Below are 15,266 nucleotides of genomic sequence, written 5' to 3'. Positions count from 1 at the left end.
CGCAGTGCCGGCGGCGCATGGTTCGAGACGGCGCTTCGCGCCTCCTCACCATGAGGTTGTGCATGCGGCGAGGATACCTGCACGCCAGTGCTGATTGAATCGGAGATAGAACGGCTGCAGCGATTATTTCGGAGCGGGCGGCGGGGCGGGCGCGGGTGGAGGTGATACAGGCGCGACCGGGGGTGCCACCGTGTCGGGCAGCGACAGCAGTCGCTCGATCGGCTTCGACGACACCCGGAACACCCCGCCGAATGGATCCTCCTGCAGCGCGATCATGCCCAGCGCGACGATCGCGCCGGTGCCGAATACCGTCAGCGCCGCGAGCATCGCACGCGGCTTGTCGAGGTGTACCAGCGTCAGCGCCACCTGCGTGATCACGCCGAGCAGTAGCACCGAGATCCATTTCAGGTCGCTGGTGCGGTCGGTCGACAGGCTGAGCCTTGCGTTGCGGGCGGTGCCGACCCGCACCGCGGCGCTGAGCATCGCCACGTGGACCGCGGCGCTGGCGTCGCGACTGATCGCCGGCTCGCTGAGTTCGCCGAGCAGGGTGTCATAGGCCGCATTGGTCCGCGCCGCGCTCTCGCCATGCGCGGCCGGCCATTCGTCGTGCAGAACCGACGCCGCATAGCCCTTCAGCGCGATGCGGATGTCGCGCATGTCGGTAACGGAGGCAACGCTCAGCGTATACAGATTCTGCAGTTCGCCGGCCTCGGCCTGCACCGCCCGGGACGCCTGGCGATTGCGCTCGGTGACGTCGTAGCCGAGGAAGCCGGTGAGCAATCCGAACAGCACCGCAACCGAGGAGAAGAACGGCGCGACGATCCCGTTCAGCCTGGAGACCGGTCGGCGCAGCGGCGAGGCGCAGGTCAGGGCGACCAGCGTCAGCGCGACGCCGTAGTACAACAGCGCCAGCGTGACGAAAGTGCCGTAAGTAGGAAGGTCGAGCCACGCCCTGATCATTCTGGTTCCCGCAGTGTCGATCGTTGTGTCCCCGGCGACACGGTGGCTCCCGAATCGGGAGCTTGTCCGATGCCTCGAGCCGCGAACCTTGACCGGTTCTGCCGTATCCGTCCACCGAGTGACCGGCCGTCCGCGCGCAGGGACTGGGCCCCTTTACAAGCGTCGCGAAGGCAGGCCTGCTGTCGGGCTATCGTCCCGGACGTACACGGCCAGCAACTCACTCGCCATGGTTCCGCCTCGCCGGGGTGTCAATCACGCCGAGGACTCGACTGGAGCGATCTCGTTGCAACGACAATTCGCGCCGCGGCTGCGGCAATTGCACTGGTACGAGATCGCGCTGATCGCCGCCGTCGCGCTGGCGCTCTGCATCTATCTGCCGATCGTGGTGAAGCGCTCGGCGGTGCACGGGTTCGGCGACGTTCAGGTGTTCTTCCGCGCAGGCTGGGCGGTGTGGACAGGCTATCCCCTGTATGAAGTCGCCGATCATCACGGCTGGACCTATCACTACCCGCCGTTCTTCGCGCTGCTGATGGGGCCGTTCGCCTATCCGCTCGACGGCTATCCCAAGCCGGCCTGGGCGCTGCCGCTGCCGCTGTCGGTCGCGGTATGGTACGCGCTCAGCGCCGCCGCCGTGCTGATCGCGATCGACTGGTGGGCGAGGGCGCTCGAACGCGGCGCGCCGCCTCTGCTCCAGGAGGCCGACTGGAATGGCTGGTGGATGCTGCGGATCGGGCCGCTGGCGACGCTGCTGCCGTTCATCGGCGACGGCTTCGGCCGCGGCCAGCCGAGCGCGCTGGTGCTGCTGACGATGGTCGCGTTTCTCGTGCTCTATGTGCAGGGCCGGATCTATGCGGCGGCGTGCGCGCTGGCGATCGGCTTCACCATCAAGCTGTTCCCGATCGCGCTGCTGATCTTTCCGCTGCTGCGGCGGGACGTCAAAACGGTGCTGGCCACGGCCGGCTTCAGCCTGGTGTTCCTGTTCGTGGTGCCGATGCTGTGCCTCGGCCCGTCCGAAGTGGTGAAGCTCTACACCGCGATGTGGACGGAGCATCTCAGCGGCATTCTCACCGGCGTGCCGAACGCCAAGATCGCCGCCGAAATCACCTTCACCTCCTACGACATGCTGAGCATCGGGGCGATGCTGGCGCGGATCGGCGCCGGCGGCCTGCCGGTGGCCGACACCTTGCCGACCTTCGCCACCGCGGGACAGATGGCCTTCAACGCCGCGTTCGTGGCGGCGCTGCTGTGGATCGGCCACGGCCGGTTCTGGCGCCTGACGGGGCCGCAACCGCCGCCCTCCGAAGCGCTGCTGATCGGCGGCGCCATCCTGTGCGCCGGGCTGCCGGTGATCCTGTCGGTGTCGCAACCGAATTACGTCGCCTTCGTCGCGCCGCTGGTGGCGGTGGTGCAGTTCGATGCGTGGCGGCGCAGCGGCGAGGTCAGGGTGGTGCCGCTGCTGATCGCATGGGCCGGCGTGATGTGGCTGGGCATGGTCGCGACCGAAGGCGGGCTGTGGGAGCCGCTGCGCGTGATCGGGCTGGTGACGCCGGCGGTCGTCGCGCTGCTGGGCTGGGGCCTCGTCTGCCTGCGGCGGGCGCGATAGCGCGGCTTCTCCGAATCAGCCAAATCGGGGAGATTGCGCCCGCGCCGGCCCGTGCCGTTTCACGCACCATTCGATCGAACAGGGACCCGCGCGGCGGACCGAATTCATGCGACAGACGATTCTCTTCGGCGGCACCAGCAAGGAGCGACTGGTGTCGGTCGCCTCGGCGCAGGCGCTGCACGCCGCGCTGCCCGACGCCGAATTGTGGTTCTGGAACGACGACGACAGCGTCCATGCCGTGACCGCGGAGGCGCTGCTGGTGCATGCGCGGCCGTTCGAGGAAGCGTTTCAGCCGGCCGGCGAGAACATCGGTCCGCTGGCGCGCGCGCTCGATCGCGCCGCGGCCGAGCAGCGGCTGCTGGTGCTGGGTCTGCACGGCGGCGTTGCCGAAAACGGCGAGTTGCAGGCGATGTGCGAATTGCGCGGCGTGCCGTTCACCGGCTCGGGCGCAGCGGCGTCGCATCTCGCCTTCGACAAGGTGGCGGCGAAGCGCTTCGCCGCGATCGCCGGCGTGCGGGCGCCGGCCGGCATCGCGCTCGCGGACGCCGAGGCGGCGCTGGCCGCCCACGGCCGGCTGATCGCCAAGCCGGCGCGGGACGGGTCGAGCTACGGCCTGTTCTTCATCAATGCGAAGCAGGACCTGGTCGCGGTGCGCAATGCAGCTCGAACAGAAGACTATCTGATCGAGCCGTTCGTCTCCGGCATCGAGGCGACCTGCGGCGTGCTGGAGCGGGCCGACGGCTCGCTGCTGGCGCTGCCGCCGATCGAGATCGTGCCGGCCGACGGCGGCTTCGACTACACCGCGAAATATCTCGCCAAATCGACCCAGGAGATCTGCCCCGGCCGGTTCGCGCCGGAGATCTCGGCGACGATCATGGAGGATGCCGTGAAGGCGCACCGGGTGATGGGCTGCCGCGGCTATTCGCGATCCGACTTCATCGTCGCCGCCGACGGGCCGATCTTTCTGGAGACCAACACGCTGCCCGGCCTGACCAAGGCGTCGCTCTATCCCAAGGCGCTGCAGGCGCAGGGGATCGCCTTCGTCGATTTCCTGCACGGCCAGATCGCGCTCGCGGAACGCCACGTCCGGGGTTAACGACTTTCGTCGAGTTCCCGGATTCGGCGCTGCAAAAATGCCGCTCATGCGCGCAAATCCCTCAGGAAACGCAACAATTCCGGGCCTGAACCGGGCGCCTTTACTTTTTGTTTACCAGGAGAGCCGAAGGTTAACGCTGGCCGCGCATTCTGACGCTGGCTGCTGCGGCGTGACCGGGCGGATTCTCCGCGCGCGATCCCGTGCAGCCTCGATCCGTCACTTGCGCCTGAGCCCGGTTGGTTGCGGGCACAACGAGTATGAGCGCAAGCAATGCATGGTGGAGGGCGCCTCGAAAAGTCGTCGCGACTGTCGGGGATTCAGTCTGATCTGAAAGCGGTCGCCGTCGCGGCCGTCGCGCTGCTGCGCCATCGGATGGCCCGCCGAAAAAGGCCGCAGCCGCAGCCGCTCCCGACCAGGCGGCTGGCCCGGCCCGAACCCGAGCGCGGCATTATCGCCGTGCTGGAGAAGTACACGCCGCGCCGGATCGGCGTCGTCGCCACCGCGCTGATCCTGCTCGGCAGCGCCGGCCTCGGCATCGTCAAGGGCGGGCATGTCGATGAATTCGTTCATGGGTTGGACGACGCCCGGAATGCGGTCGCCAATATCGCCGGCTTCCGCATCGAACAGGTCGCGATCAGCGGCCGTAAGCAATTGACGCAGGACGAAATTCTGGCGATCGGCGGCGTCACCGGACGCTCCTCGCTGCTGTTCCTCGACGCCGCGGCGGTGCGTGACAAACTCAAGGCAAACCCGTGGATCGCCGACGCCACGGTTCTGAAGTTCTATCCGAGCGAATTGCAGATCGACATCGTCGAGCGAACCGCCTTCGCGCGCTGGCAACTCGACGGCCGCACCTCGGTGATCGCCGAGGACGGCGCCGTGTTGGAGCCGTATGTGGCGCGCCGCTTCCTGTCGCTGCCGCTGGTGGTCGGGAAGGGTGCCGGCGAACGCGCCAAGGATTTCCTCGCGCTGCTGGCGCGCTATCCGCAGGTGCAGTCGCAGACCCGCGCGGTCGCGCTGGTCGGCGAGCGGCGCTGGAATGTCTGGCTGAGCAGCGGCCTGGTGATCCGGCTGCCGGAGCAGGACGTCGGCAATTCGCTGGCGATGCTGACCAAGCTCGATCAGGACGACAAATTGTTCTCGCGCGACATCACCGCGATCGACATGCGGCTGCCCGATCGCCTGACCGTGCGGCTGTCGGACAACGCCGCGAAGGCGCGCGAGGAGCAGTTCAGCAAGGACAAGAAGTCGAAGAAGAAGGCGGGTGACGCGTGACCGGCTTCGATCGCACCCAGACGCCGAAGACCCGTCCGATGCCGCCGCATCGGACCGCGATGGTGGCGTCGCTCGACATCGGCACCAGCAAGATCGCCTGCATGATCGCGCGGCTCAAGCCGTGCCCGCCGAAGGACGCGCTGCGCGGCCGCAGCCACGCCGTCGAACTGGTCGGCTTCAGCCAGATCCAGTCGCGCGGCGTCAAGGCCGGCGCCGTGGTCGACATGGTCGAATGCGAGAAGTCGATCCGCCACGCCGTCGCGCTCGCCGAGCGGATGGCCAAGGTGCGGGTCGAGTCGGTGCTGCTGTCGGTGTCGGCCGGCCGGCTGCAGGGCCAACTGATCGAAGCCGCCGCCGATATCAGGGGCGGCGCGGTCACGCCCGACGACGTCGCCCGCGTCACGTCCACCGGCATGCACCACGCCACCGCGCCCGGCCGCGCCGTGCTGCACGCGCTGCCGGTCGGCTACACGCTCGACGGCGTCAAGGGCATCCGCGATCCGCGCGGCATGGTCGCGCGTCAGTTCGGCGTCGACATGAACGTGGTCACCGCCGACGCCACCGTCGCCAAGAACCTGATGCTCGCGGTCGAGCGCTGCCATCTCGAGGTCGAGGCGATGGCGGCGAGTCCTTATGTCGCAGGCCTGTCGGTGCTGACCGACGACGAAGCCGATATCGGCGCCGCGCTGATCGAGATGGGGGCGGGGACGACGACGATGGCGATCTACTCGGCCGGCCGTTTCGTCCACGCCGCCGGATTTGCGCTCGGCGGGCACCACATCACGATGGATCTCGCGCGTGGATTAGGCGCGTGCATTGCGGATGCCGAGCGAATCAAGACGTTATATGGCACGGTGCTAACTGGCGGTTCTGATGCGCGCGAGCTGATGTCGATCCCTGCCGCCGGGGACAATGAGCGGGATACTCCGCAAGTGATCTCCCGCGCGACGATCGCGAACATCATCCGGCATCGCGCCGAGGAGATTTTTGAGATGGTCAGGGACCGGCTGGCGGATTCGCCGTTTGCTGCCGAGCCGCGCGCGCGCGTGGTGCTGAGCGGCGGCGCGTCGCAGCTCACCGGCATTCCCGAACTCGCCACGCGCATTCTCGGCCGCCCGGTGCGGGTCGGCCGTCCGCTCGGCTTCGGCCGGCTTCCCACCGAGGCCAAGAGCGCATCCTTCGCCGTTCCCACCGGGCTGCTGGTGTATCCGCAATACGCCCACCTCGAACACATCGAGCCCAGGCATTCCCGACAGGTCCGGACCGCCGATCACGCCGGTTACTTCGGCAAGGTCGGCCGCTGGCTGCGCGAGGGCTTCTGATGACTCTTTTCCGCCCCCTTCCGCTTTCACAAATTGTCCAGGCCGATCGCCCGGGACTTCACGAACCAACGCGCGCGTAATCGAGAGGCAACTCATGACCATCAATCTCAACGTTCCTGACATTCGCGAGCTGCGGCCCCGGATCACCGTGTTCGGCGTCGGCGGCGCCGGCGGCAACGCGGTCAACAACATGATCACCGCCGGGCTCGACGGCGTCGATTTCGTCGTCGCCAACACCGACGCGCAGGCGCTGACGATGTCGAAAGCGCAGCGGCTGATTCAGATGGGCACCCAGGTGACGCAGGGCCTCGGCGCCGGCTCGCAGCCCGACGTCGGCTCCGCTGCAGCGCAGGAAGTCATTGACGAGATTCGCGATCATCTCACCGGCGCCAACATGGTGTTCGTCACCGCCGGCATGGGCGGCGGCACCGGCACCGGCGCGGCCCCGGTGATCGCCAAGGCGGCCCGCGAGATGGGCATCCTCACCGTCGGCGTCGTCACCAAGCCTTTCCACTTCGAAGGCGCGCGCCGGATGCGGACCGCCGAGACCGGCATCGCCGATCTGCACAAGGTGGTCGACACCCTTCTGATCATCCCGAACCAGAATCTGTTCCGCGTCGCCAACGAGAAGACCACCTTCGCCGACGCCTTCGCGATGGCCGACCAGGTGCTGTATTCGGGCGTCGCCTGCATCACCGACCTGATGGTCAAGGAAGGGCTGATCAACCTCGACTTCGCCGACGTCCGCGCCGTGATGCGCGAGATGGGCAAGGCGATGATGGGCACCGGCGAAGCCTCCGGCGAGAAGCGCGCGCTGACCGCCGCCGAAGCCGCGATCGCCAACCCGCTGATCGACGATTCCTCGATGAAGGGCGCCCGCGGCCTCCTGATCTCGATCACCGGCGGCAAGGATTTGACGCTGTTCGAAGTCGACGAAGCCGCGACTCGTATTCGCGAAGAAGTCGACCAGGACGCCAACATCATCGTCGGCGCCACCTTCGACGAGAGCCTCGACGGCATCATCCGGGTCTCGGTCGTGGCGACCGGCATCGAGCAGGCGCAGTTGTCGCGGAACGCAGCCGCGGCCGGCGCGGCTTCCAATGCTGCGCCGGCTGACAGCCGTCTGGCTGAACTGACTGCCAAGCTGCGCGCCGACAATCTGCGCATCGCCGAAGCCGCCGCCGCCCGCGCGGCGCAGGCTGCTGCTGCGCCGGCTCCGTCCGCCGCCGCGCCGGTGGCGCGCGCCGCCAATGTCGAGCGCGCCGCGCTCGCCGCGATCGCCGCCGCCGTCAGCAACGAGCAGATGCCGGCTCAGGAGGTCGCTCAGGCGCCGGTCCAGTCCGCGTCCTATGGCGACGTCACGGTCCGTCCGATCCCGCAGAAGCCGTCGCTGTTCCCCGACGTCGAGCCGGCCCGCGCGGTGAACGAGGAGCCGGAAACCCCGGACGCCTTCATCCCGCAGCAACCCGACCGCGCCGCCTTGCGCGCGCCGCGGATGCCGCGGTTCGACGAACTGCCGGTTCCCGCCCAGAACGAGATCCGTCAGGCCGCCCGCAGCGAGTTCGACGACGAGCCGCAGAAGACCCGGCTGTCGCTGCTGCAGCGTCTTGCCAATGGCCTCAGCCGTCGCGAAGATGAATCCGAGCCGGCCGCTCCGGTCCGGAGCGCTGCCGCGCCCGCCATGCCGCAGATGCCGTCGCTGCCGGAGCGCCGTCCGCAGCGCAGCATCGCCGACCAGATGGCGGCCCATGATCCGGTCTCGGAATACGCCAAGCGTCCGGCGCCGCAGGGTCTCGACGTCCATGGTCGTCCGGCGCCTGTTGCCCAACCGCCACAGGGCGACGACCATCTCGATATCCCCGCCTTCCTGCGGCGGCAGGCGAACTGATCCGATGCCTCATTTCTGACGATGACATGACCCCGGAAGGCAACTTCCGGGGTCATTGTTTTGTGCGGTGCGAAGTCCGCAATTTTCAAGCAAGTCTTTGATTTAAGTTATGAAAAATGAAATCCCGCGTTCGGGACCCAGTGCGGCTTCGCCACGATTGAGTCCGAATTCGAGGAGGCGGCGGCGGTAATGCGGCGGAGTTGGGGTAACAATCCGTAAAAAAGCGTGAGTTGGCGCTCTTTGAGGCAGTGCTATGGTTTCTCGGGACTTGGGGACACACGGTCGAGTCGCCCGGACGCATCGTCCGGTACCGACTGACAGGTGGTCATTGGTGGGCAATAACGCATGAAATTCAGCCGGCAGACAACGCTGCGATCGCAAGCCACGGTCACAGGCGTAGGTGTCCATTCCGGTCGTCCGGCCAGCCTCACCATTGGGCCCGCATCCATCGACGCGGGTTATATTTTTGTCCGCACCGGTCTCGACGGCGGCGATCGCGAAATCCAGGCCAACGCCAAATCGGTGGTCGCCACCGAACTGGCGACGGTACTGGGCGACAGCGACGGCCCGCTGGTTTCGACCGCCGAGCACGTTCTCGCCGCGCTGCGCGGCATGGGCATCGACAATGCCACGATCGAAGTCGACGGCCCCGAAGTTCCGATCATGGACGGCAGCGCCGCCCCGTTCGTCGCCGCGATCGACCAGGCCGGCGTCCGCGAGCAGTCGGCGCCGCGCCGCTTCATCCAGGTTCTCAAGCCGGTCCGCGTCTCGCATGGCGAGTCGTTCGGCGAACTTCGCCCCTATACCGGCGGTTTCCGCGTCGAGGTCGAGATCGACTTCGCCAATCCGGTGATCGGCCAGCAGAATTATACGCTCGGCGTCGAACCCGAAGCCTTTCGCCGTGAAATCGCCCGCGCCCGCACCTTCGGCTGCATGAGCGACGTCGCCCGGCTGTGGGAAATGGGTTATGCGCTCGGCGCGTCGTTCGAGAATTCGGTGGTGTTCGACGACGAGCGGCTGCTCAATGCCGAAGGCCTGCGCTACGCCGATGAATGCGCCCGCCACAAGCTGCTCGACGCGATCGGCGATCTGGCGCTGGCCGGCCTGCCGATCCTGGGCGCCTATCGCTCGATGCGGGGCGGCCACAAGCTCAACCATTCGGTGCTGACCGCGCTGCTGGCCGATCGCACCAATTTCCGCGTGATCGAAGCCGAGCCGGCGCGCCGCGCGGTCCGGGGACACGCCGAAGCCGTCACCCGCCTGGCCGGCGGCATGGTGGCCCCGGCGTTCGGCCCGGATATGTCCTGATCCGGCGGATCCTGCCGGCGACGGCGTGAGGCTGCTCGCGCTGCATCTCCAACGTTGCAATGTCATCCCCGGTGGCCGGCCGCTGGTGTCCGCCGGCCGCCGCCGTCCGATCGCCTTATTCCCGGCGAAATGCCTGCGTACCCGGTTGGTCCCGTAACCTTTTTCGGCTACACAGCCGGAGGTCGACTCCATGCTTCGGGGCAGGTCGGTGGTTTCCGCCATTGCGGCCCGATCGGATGCCGGGGCGCACCGTTCTCCAGTATGTCAGGTTGGAATTGATGTCGGCACAGCGGCTCGGACTGCGAAACAGGCTGGTCTTGCGCGGAAGCGATCGGTTTTGGCGCAGCCTTCCCTTGGTCGCCAGCCTGTTGATGCTCGCGCTGCCGCTCGGCGGCTGCGGCACCGGCGCGATCTGGGACAAGTTCCTGGCCAAGGACGAAGACAAGTTCAACGACGAGCCGGCGGACAAGCTCTACAATGAGGGCTTGTACCTGATGAACAAGGAGAAGGACCCGAAGGCGGCGTCGAAGAAGTTCGAGGAAGTCGACCGCCAGCATCCTTATTCCGACTGGGCGCGCAAATCGCTGCTGATGTCGGCCTATTCGTTCTATCAGGCCGGCGATTACGATAGCTGCATCGGCGCCGCCACGCGCTATGTCACGCTGCACCCGGGCAGCCCGGACGCGGCCTATGCGCAGTATCTGATCGCGGCGTCGCATTACGACCAGATCCCCGACATCTCCCGCGACCAGGGCCGCACCGAGAAGGCGATCGCGGCGCTGGAGGAGGTCATCCGCAAATATCCGACCTCCGAATACGCCAACCAGGCCAAGCAGAAGCTGGAAGGCGCCCGCGACCAGCTCGCCGGCAAGGAGATGGACGTCGGCCGCTATTACATGGAGAAGCGCGATTACGCCGCGGCGATCAACCGCTTCAAGACCGTGGTGACGCGCTATCAGACCACCCGCCATGTCGAGGAAGCGCTGGCGCGCCTGACCGAGGCCTATATGGCGATCGGCATCGTCGGCGAGGCGCAGACCGCCGCCGCCGTGCTTGGCCACAACTTTCCTGACAGCCGCTGGTACAAAGACGCTTATAATCTTGTAAAGTCCGGCGGACTCGAACCGACCGAGAACAAGGGCTCCTGGATCAGCAAGTCCTTCAAGAAGCTCGGTCTCGGATAGGACTTTTCTCGCATGCTTTCGCGCCTGTCGATCCGCGATATCGTGTTGATCGAGCGGCTCGATATCGAGTTCTCCCGAGGCCTCGCCGTGCTTACCGGCGAGACCGGGGCGGGCAAATCGATCCTGCTCGATGCCTTTGCGCTGGCGCTGGGCGGCCGCGGCGATGCCGCGCTGGTCCGCCACGGCGCCGAGCACGGCCAGGTGACCGCGACCTTCGACCTGGCCAACGGCCATCCCGCCTTCGCGATCCTCTCCGCCAACGGCCTCGACGACCGCGATGTCGAGAATTCCGGCGAACTGATTCTGCGCCGGGTTCAACTCGCCGACGGCCGCACCCGCGCTTTCATCAACGACCAGTCGGTCAGCGTGCAGACCCTGAAATCGGTCGGCGCGACGCTGGTCGAGATCCACGGCCAGCACGACGAGCGCGCGCTGGTCGACGCCGCCACCCATCGCCGGCTGCTCGACGCCTTCGCCGGGCTGGAGAAGGACGTTACCGCGCTGGAGACGCTGTGGGAGGGCCGGCGTAGCGCCCGCGCCGCGCTCGACGCCCACCGCGCCGGCATGGAGCGCGCCGCGCGCGAGGCCGACTATCTGCGCCACGCTTCCGACGAATTGAAGAAGCTGGCGCCGCAGGACGGCGAAGAGACGTCGCTGGCCGAGCGCCGCACCGGGATGATGCAGGGCGAGAAGATCGCCTCCGATCTGCGTGAGGCGCAGGAGGCGGTCGGCGGCCATCATTCGCCGGTGGCCGCGCTCGCCGCCGCGGTGCGCCGGCTGGAGCGCCGCGCCGGAAGCGCGCCGCAGCTCGTCGAGCCGGCGGTGCGGGCGATCGACGCCGCCATCAACGCGCTGGAGGAAGCCGACCAGCATCTCAATGCCGCGCTCGCCGCCGCCGATTTCGACCCGCTCGAACTGGAGCGGATCGAGGAGCGGCTGTTTGCCTTACGCGCGGCTGCGCGGAAGTATTCGACGCCGGTCGACGGGCTCGCAGCGCTCGCCGCGCAATACGCCGCCGACGTGGCGCTGATCGACGCCGGCGCCGATCGGCTGGTGGCCCTGGAGAAGGCCGCCGGCGAGGCCGATGGCCGTTACAGCGCCGCCGCGGCGAAGCTCTCCGCATCGCGTAGCAAGGCCGCCGACAAGCTCAACAAGGCGGTCAACGGCGAACTCGCGCCGCTGAAGCTGGAGCGCGCCAAATTCATGACCCAGGTCGAGGCCGACGCCGCGGCGCCGGGACCGCAGGGCATCGACCGCGTCGAATTCTGGGTGCAGACCAACCCCGGCACGCGGCCCGGGCCGATGATGAAGGTCGCCTCCGGCGGCGAGCTGTCGCGGTTCCTGCTGGCGCTGAAAGTGGTGCTGTCGGACAAGGGCTCGGCGCCGACGCTGGTGTTCGACGAGATCGACACCGGGGTCGGCGGCGCGGTCGCCGACGCGATCGGCGGACGCCTGGCGCGGCTCGCCACCAAGGTGCAGGTGATGGCCGTGACCCACGCCCCGCAGGTCGCCGCCCGCGCCGACCAGCATCTCTTGATCTCCAAAGCCGCCCTCGACAAAGGCAAACGCGTCGCCACCCGCGTCAGCGCCCTGGAACAGGACCACCGCCGCGAAGAAATCGCCAGGATGCTCGCCGGCGCGGAGATCACCGCCGAGGCACGCGCGGCGGCGGATCGGCTGATCAAGGCGGCGGGGTGAGAACGAAGCGCCGCCCAGCTTCTGCGGCCGAGATTCCGGGTTCGCCCGCCGCTACGCGGCGGTCGCCCCGGAATGACTCGTTGAGAGGTGGGTGCCACACACACCGTCATTCCGGGGCGCTCGCGAAGCGAGCGAACCCGGAATCCCGCGATTCAGGGCACCCCGACGCCGATCATTGAACGATGGTGTCGAACAAATCCTCCCACCCCGGATTGTCGCGCGCGATCAACGCCACCTTCCACGCCCGCCGCCATTTCTTGATCTCCTTCTCCCGCGTGATCGCGGAGATCGGGTCGTCGTGGATTTCGAACCACACCAGTCTGGCGATGTTGTATTTCGACGTGAAACCCGGCACGGCTTTGGTCCGATGCTCGTACACCCGACGGACGAGGTCGTTGGTCACGCCGAGATACAGCGGACCGTCTTTCCGACTGGCGAGGAGATAGACATAATAGGCCATCGATGCTCTCGCTCGCGGCGAGATTCCGGGTTCGCTTGCTGCGCAAGCGCCCCGGAATGACTCGCGGATAGGTCTCGTCCCGAACACCGTCATTCCGGGGCGGTCGCAAAGCGACCGAACCCGGAATCCCGTGGTTCGAGGCACTACCGCGAGCGTGAGCTCGCGAACCCGGAATCTAAAGTGTCGACAAATGATGGCCAAGACAAAAACCACCGCCCCCGACGTCGCCACCCTCACCAAAGCGAAAGCCAAGGTGGAGGCGATGCGGTTGCGGCTCGAGATCGAGCGGCACAACAGCGCGTACTACCAGCACGACGCGCCGAAAATTTCGGACGCGGAGTACGATGCGCTGCGGCGCAGGCTCGAGGCGATCGAGCAGAAATTTCCCGAGCTGGTCAGCGATTCGTCGCCGACGCAGACCGTCGGGGCCGCGCCGGCCCGCGGTTTCGCCAAGGTGCAGCACGCGGTGCCGATGCTGTCGCTCGGCAATGCGTTCGCCGACGACGAGGTGACTGAATTCGTCGAGCGTGTGCAGCGCTTCCTGCGGCTCGATGACGTGCCGGCGATCGTCGCCGAGCCGAAGATCGACGGGCTGTCGCTGTCGCTGCGCTACGAGCGCGGCGAACTGGTGCGCGCGGCGACGCGCGGTGACGGCTTCACCGGTGAGGACGTCACCGCCAATGTCCGCACCATCGCGGACATTCCGACGACGCTGAAGGCTAAGACAATCCCCGCCGCCTGCGAGCTGCGCGGCGAGGTCTATATGCTCAAGCAGGATTTCCTCGCGCTCAACAAGCGGCAGGAAGAGGCCGGCGACACCGTGTTCGCCAATCCGCGCAATTCCGCCGCCGGCTCGTTGCGGCAGAAGGACGTCGCGGTCACGGCGTCGCGGCCGCTGAAATTCTTCGCCTATGCCTGGGGCGAGATGAGCGACTATCCGATGGAGGAGGCGACGCAGTTCAAGATGCTGGCGTGGCTGAAGCAGGCGGGCTTCGTCGTCAATCCCGAGATCACGCTGTGTACCAGCGTCGCCGATGCGCTCGCGTTCTATCGCCGGATCGGCGAGCAGCGCGCGTCGCTGCCCTACGACATCGACGGCGTGGTCTACAAGGTCGACCGGCTCGACTATCAGGAACGCCTCGGTTTCGTCTCGCGCAGCCCGCGCTGGGCGATCGCGCATAAATTCGCCGCCGAGCAGGCGACGACCGTGCTGGAGACCATCGACATCCAGGTCGGCCGCACCGGCGCGATGACGCCGGTGGCGCGGCTCCAGCCGGTGACGGTCGGCGGCGTCGTGGTGCAGAATGCGACGCTGCACAACGAGGACTACATCCGTGGCCTCGGCAATGACGGCTCGCCGCTGCGCGACGGCGTCGATATCCGCGAGGGCGACACCGTCGTGGTGCAGCGTGCCGGCGACGTGATTCCGCAGATCGTCAGCGTCGTGCTCGACAAGCGGCCGGCCGACGCTGCGCCCTATCAGTTCCCGCACAAATGCCCGGCATGCGGCAGTCACGCCGTGCGCGAGGAGGGCGAGGCGGTGTGGCGCTGCACCGGCGCGCTGATCTGCCCGGCGCAGGCGGTGGAGCGGCTGAAGCATTTCGTCTCGCGGCTGGCCTTCGACATCGACGGGCTCGGCGAAAAGCAGATCGTGCTGTTTCACGAGAGGGGCTGGGTGCAGGAGCCGGCCGACATCTTCACGCTGCAGAAGCGCAACGTCGAGCTGAAGCTCGAATTGCTCGAAGGCTATGGCGAAACCTCGGTGCGCAATCTGTTCGCGGCGATCGACGCGCGGCGCACCATCGAACTGCACCGGCTGATCTTCGCGCTCGGCATCCGCCATGTCGGCGAAGGCAACGCCAAGCTGCTGGCGCGGCACTACGGCACGCTGGATGCCTTCCTTGCGGCGATGCGCTCCGCGGCGGAAGGGCAGACCGATGAGGGCAACACATCGGAGGCGTATCAGGACCTCGACAACATCGCCGGGATCGGCGACGTCGTCGCGGCGGCGGTGGTCGAATTCTTCGCCGAGCCGCGCAACGTCGCGGCGCTGGGTGCGCTGCTCGCGGAGTTGAAAGAGGTGCTGCCGGCCGAGCAGGCGCGGCGCGACACCGCCGTCGCCGGCAAGACCGTGGTGTTCACCGGATCGCTGACGAAATTCACCCGCGACGAGGCCAAGGCGGCGGCGGAGCGGCTCGGCGCCAAGGTCGCCGGCTCGGTGTCGAAGAAGACCGACTACGTCGTCGCCGGCGAGGACGCCGGCTCGAAGCTGACCAAGGCAAAAGACCTCGGCGTCGCGGTGCTGACCGAGGACGAGTGGCTGGCGCTGACCTCTTGACGCGTCATTCCGGGGCGCGAGCGCAGCTCGCGAACCCGGAATCCCGAGGTGTTCTGCCGATCGAGATTCCGGGTTCGCTCACTTCGTGAGCGCCCCGGAATGACTCGGGGAGAGGCGGGCGTCCCACCAGTCCG

The 15,266-nt window shown here is 67.4% G+C and carries 11 protein-coding genes; 9 read left to right on the top strand and 2 right to left on the bottom strand.

From position 1 onward, the window contains the following. Nucleotides 1-123: 123 nt before the first annotated feature. Nucleotides 124-960, bottom strand: coding sequence for a hypothetical protein (locus SR870_RS09685; RefSeq protein ID WP_322517757.1), 837 nt, complete (start codon nt 958-960; stop codon nt 124-126). Between the two features lie 283 nt (nt 961-1,243). Between SR870_RS09685 and SR870_RS09680 the strand changes: the two genes are divergently transcribed. The 8 genes from SR870_RS09680 (at nt 1,244) to recN (ending at nt 12,334) form a co-directional block, all read left to right on the top strand. Next, the gene (locus tag SR870_RS09680; protein WP_322517756.1) at nt 1,244-2,563 is read left to right on the top strand and encodes a glycosyltransferase family 87 protein; all 1,320 of its coding nucleotides are present in this window, start codon (nt 1,244-1,246) and stop codon (nt 2,561-2,563) included. Between the two features lie 106 nt (nt 2,564-2,669). Beyond that, entirely contained in the window at nt 2,670-3,659 is a 990-nt protein-coding gene (locus tag SR870_RS09675; RefSeq protein WP_322517755.1) for an ATP-grasp domain-containing protein, read from the top strand. 270 nt (nt 3,660-3,929) lie between these two features. Continuing rightward, the gene (locus SR870_RS09670; RefSeq protein WP_322517754.1) at nt 3,930-4,934 is read left to right on the top strand and encodes a cell division protein FtsQ/DivIB; all 1,005 of its coding nucleotides are present in this window, start codon (nt 3,930-3,932) and stop codon (nt 4,932-4,934) included. After that, complete coding sequence (ftsA, locus tag SR870_RS09665; RefSeq protein WP_322517753.1) at nt 4,931-6,256, top strand: cell division protein FtsA; 1,326 nt, start codon at nt 4,931-4,933, stop codon at nt 6,254-6,256. The genes SR870_RS09670 and ftsA overlap by 4 nt, the downstream gene beginning before the upstream one ends. Before the next feature lie 94 nt (nt 6,257-6,350). Next, nucleotides 6,351-8,144 carry a cell division protein FtsZ gene (gene ftsZ / locus SR870_RS09660; RefSeq protein ID WP_322517752.1) on the top strand — a complete coding sequence of 598 codons (1,794 nt, stop codon included), beginning with the start codon at nt 6,351-6,353 and terminating at the stop codon, nt 8,142-8,144. Nucleotides 8,145-8,489: 345 nt separating this feature from the next. Continuing rightward, entirely contained in the window at nt 8,490-9,452 is a 963-nt protein-coding gene (gene lpxC, locus SR870_RS09655; protein ID WP_322517751.1) for a UDP-3-O-acyl-N-acetylglucosamine deacetylase, read from the top strand. A 278-nt stretch (nt 9,453-9,730) separates the two neighbouring features. Further along, complete coding sequence (locus tag SR870_RS09650; protein WP_322517750.1) at nt 9,731-10,636, top strand: outer membrane protein assembly factor BamD; 906 nt, start codon at nt 9,731-9,733, stop codon at nt 10,634-10,636. A 12-nt stretch (nt 10,637-10,648) separates the two neighbouring features. Further along, nucleotides 10,649-12,334, top strand: coding sequence for a DNA repair protein RecN (gene recN, locus SR870_RS09645; protein ID WP_322517749.1), 1,686 nt, complete (start codon nt 10,649-10,651; stop codon nt 12,332-12,334). A 172-nt stretch (nt 12,335-12,506) separates the two neighbouring features. Here recN and SR870_RS09640 read toward each other — a convergent pair whose 3' ends face one another. Further along, on the bottom strand, nt 12,507-12,794 hold the full coding sequence (locus tag SR870_RS09640; protein WP_322517748.1) for a GIY-YIG nuclease family protein: 288 nt from the start codon (nt 12,792-12,794) through the stop codon (nt 12,507-12,509). A gap of 190 nt (nt 12,795-12,984) precedes the next feature. Here SR870_RS09640 and ligA point away from each other — a divergent pair, with 190 nt between their 5' ends. Beyond that, a complete protein-coding gene (ligA, locus tag SR870_RS09635) occupies nt 12,985-15,132 on the top strand; it encodes an NAD-dependent DNA ligase LigA (RefSeq protein ID WP_322517747.1) in 2,148 nt (715 codons plus the stop codon). Nucleotides 15,133-15,266: the final 134 nt, after the last annotated feature.

Source organism: Rhodopseudomonas palustris (genome assembly GCF_034479375.1).
In the GTDB taxonomy this organism is placed as follows: Bacteria; Pseudomonadota; Alphaproteobacteria; order Rhizobiales; family Xanthobacteraceae; genus Rhodopseudomonas; species Rhodopseudomonas palustris_M.
The sequence above is the reverse complement of the archived record's forward strand: the minus strand, read 5'-3'. Positions and strand labels throughout refer to the sequence as shown.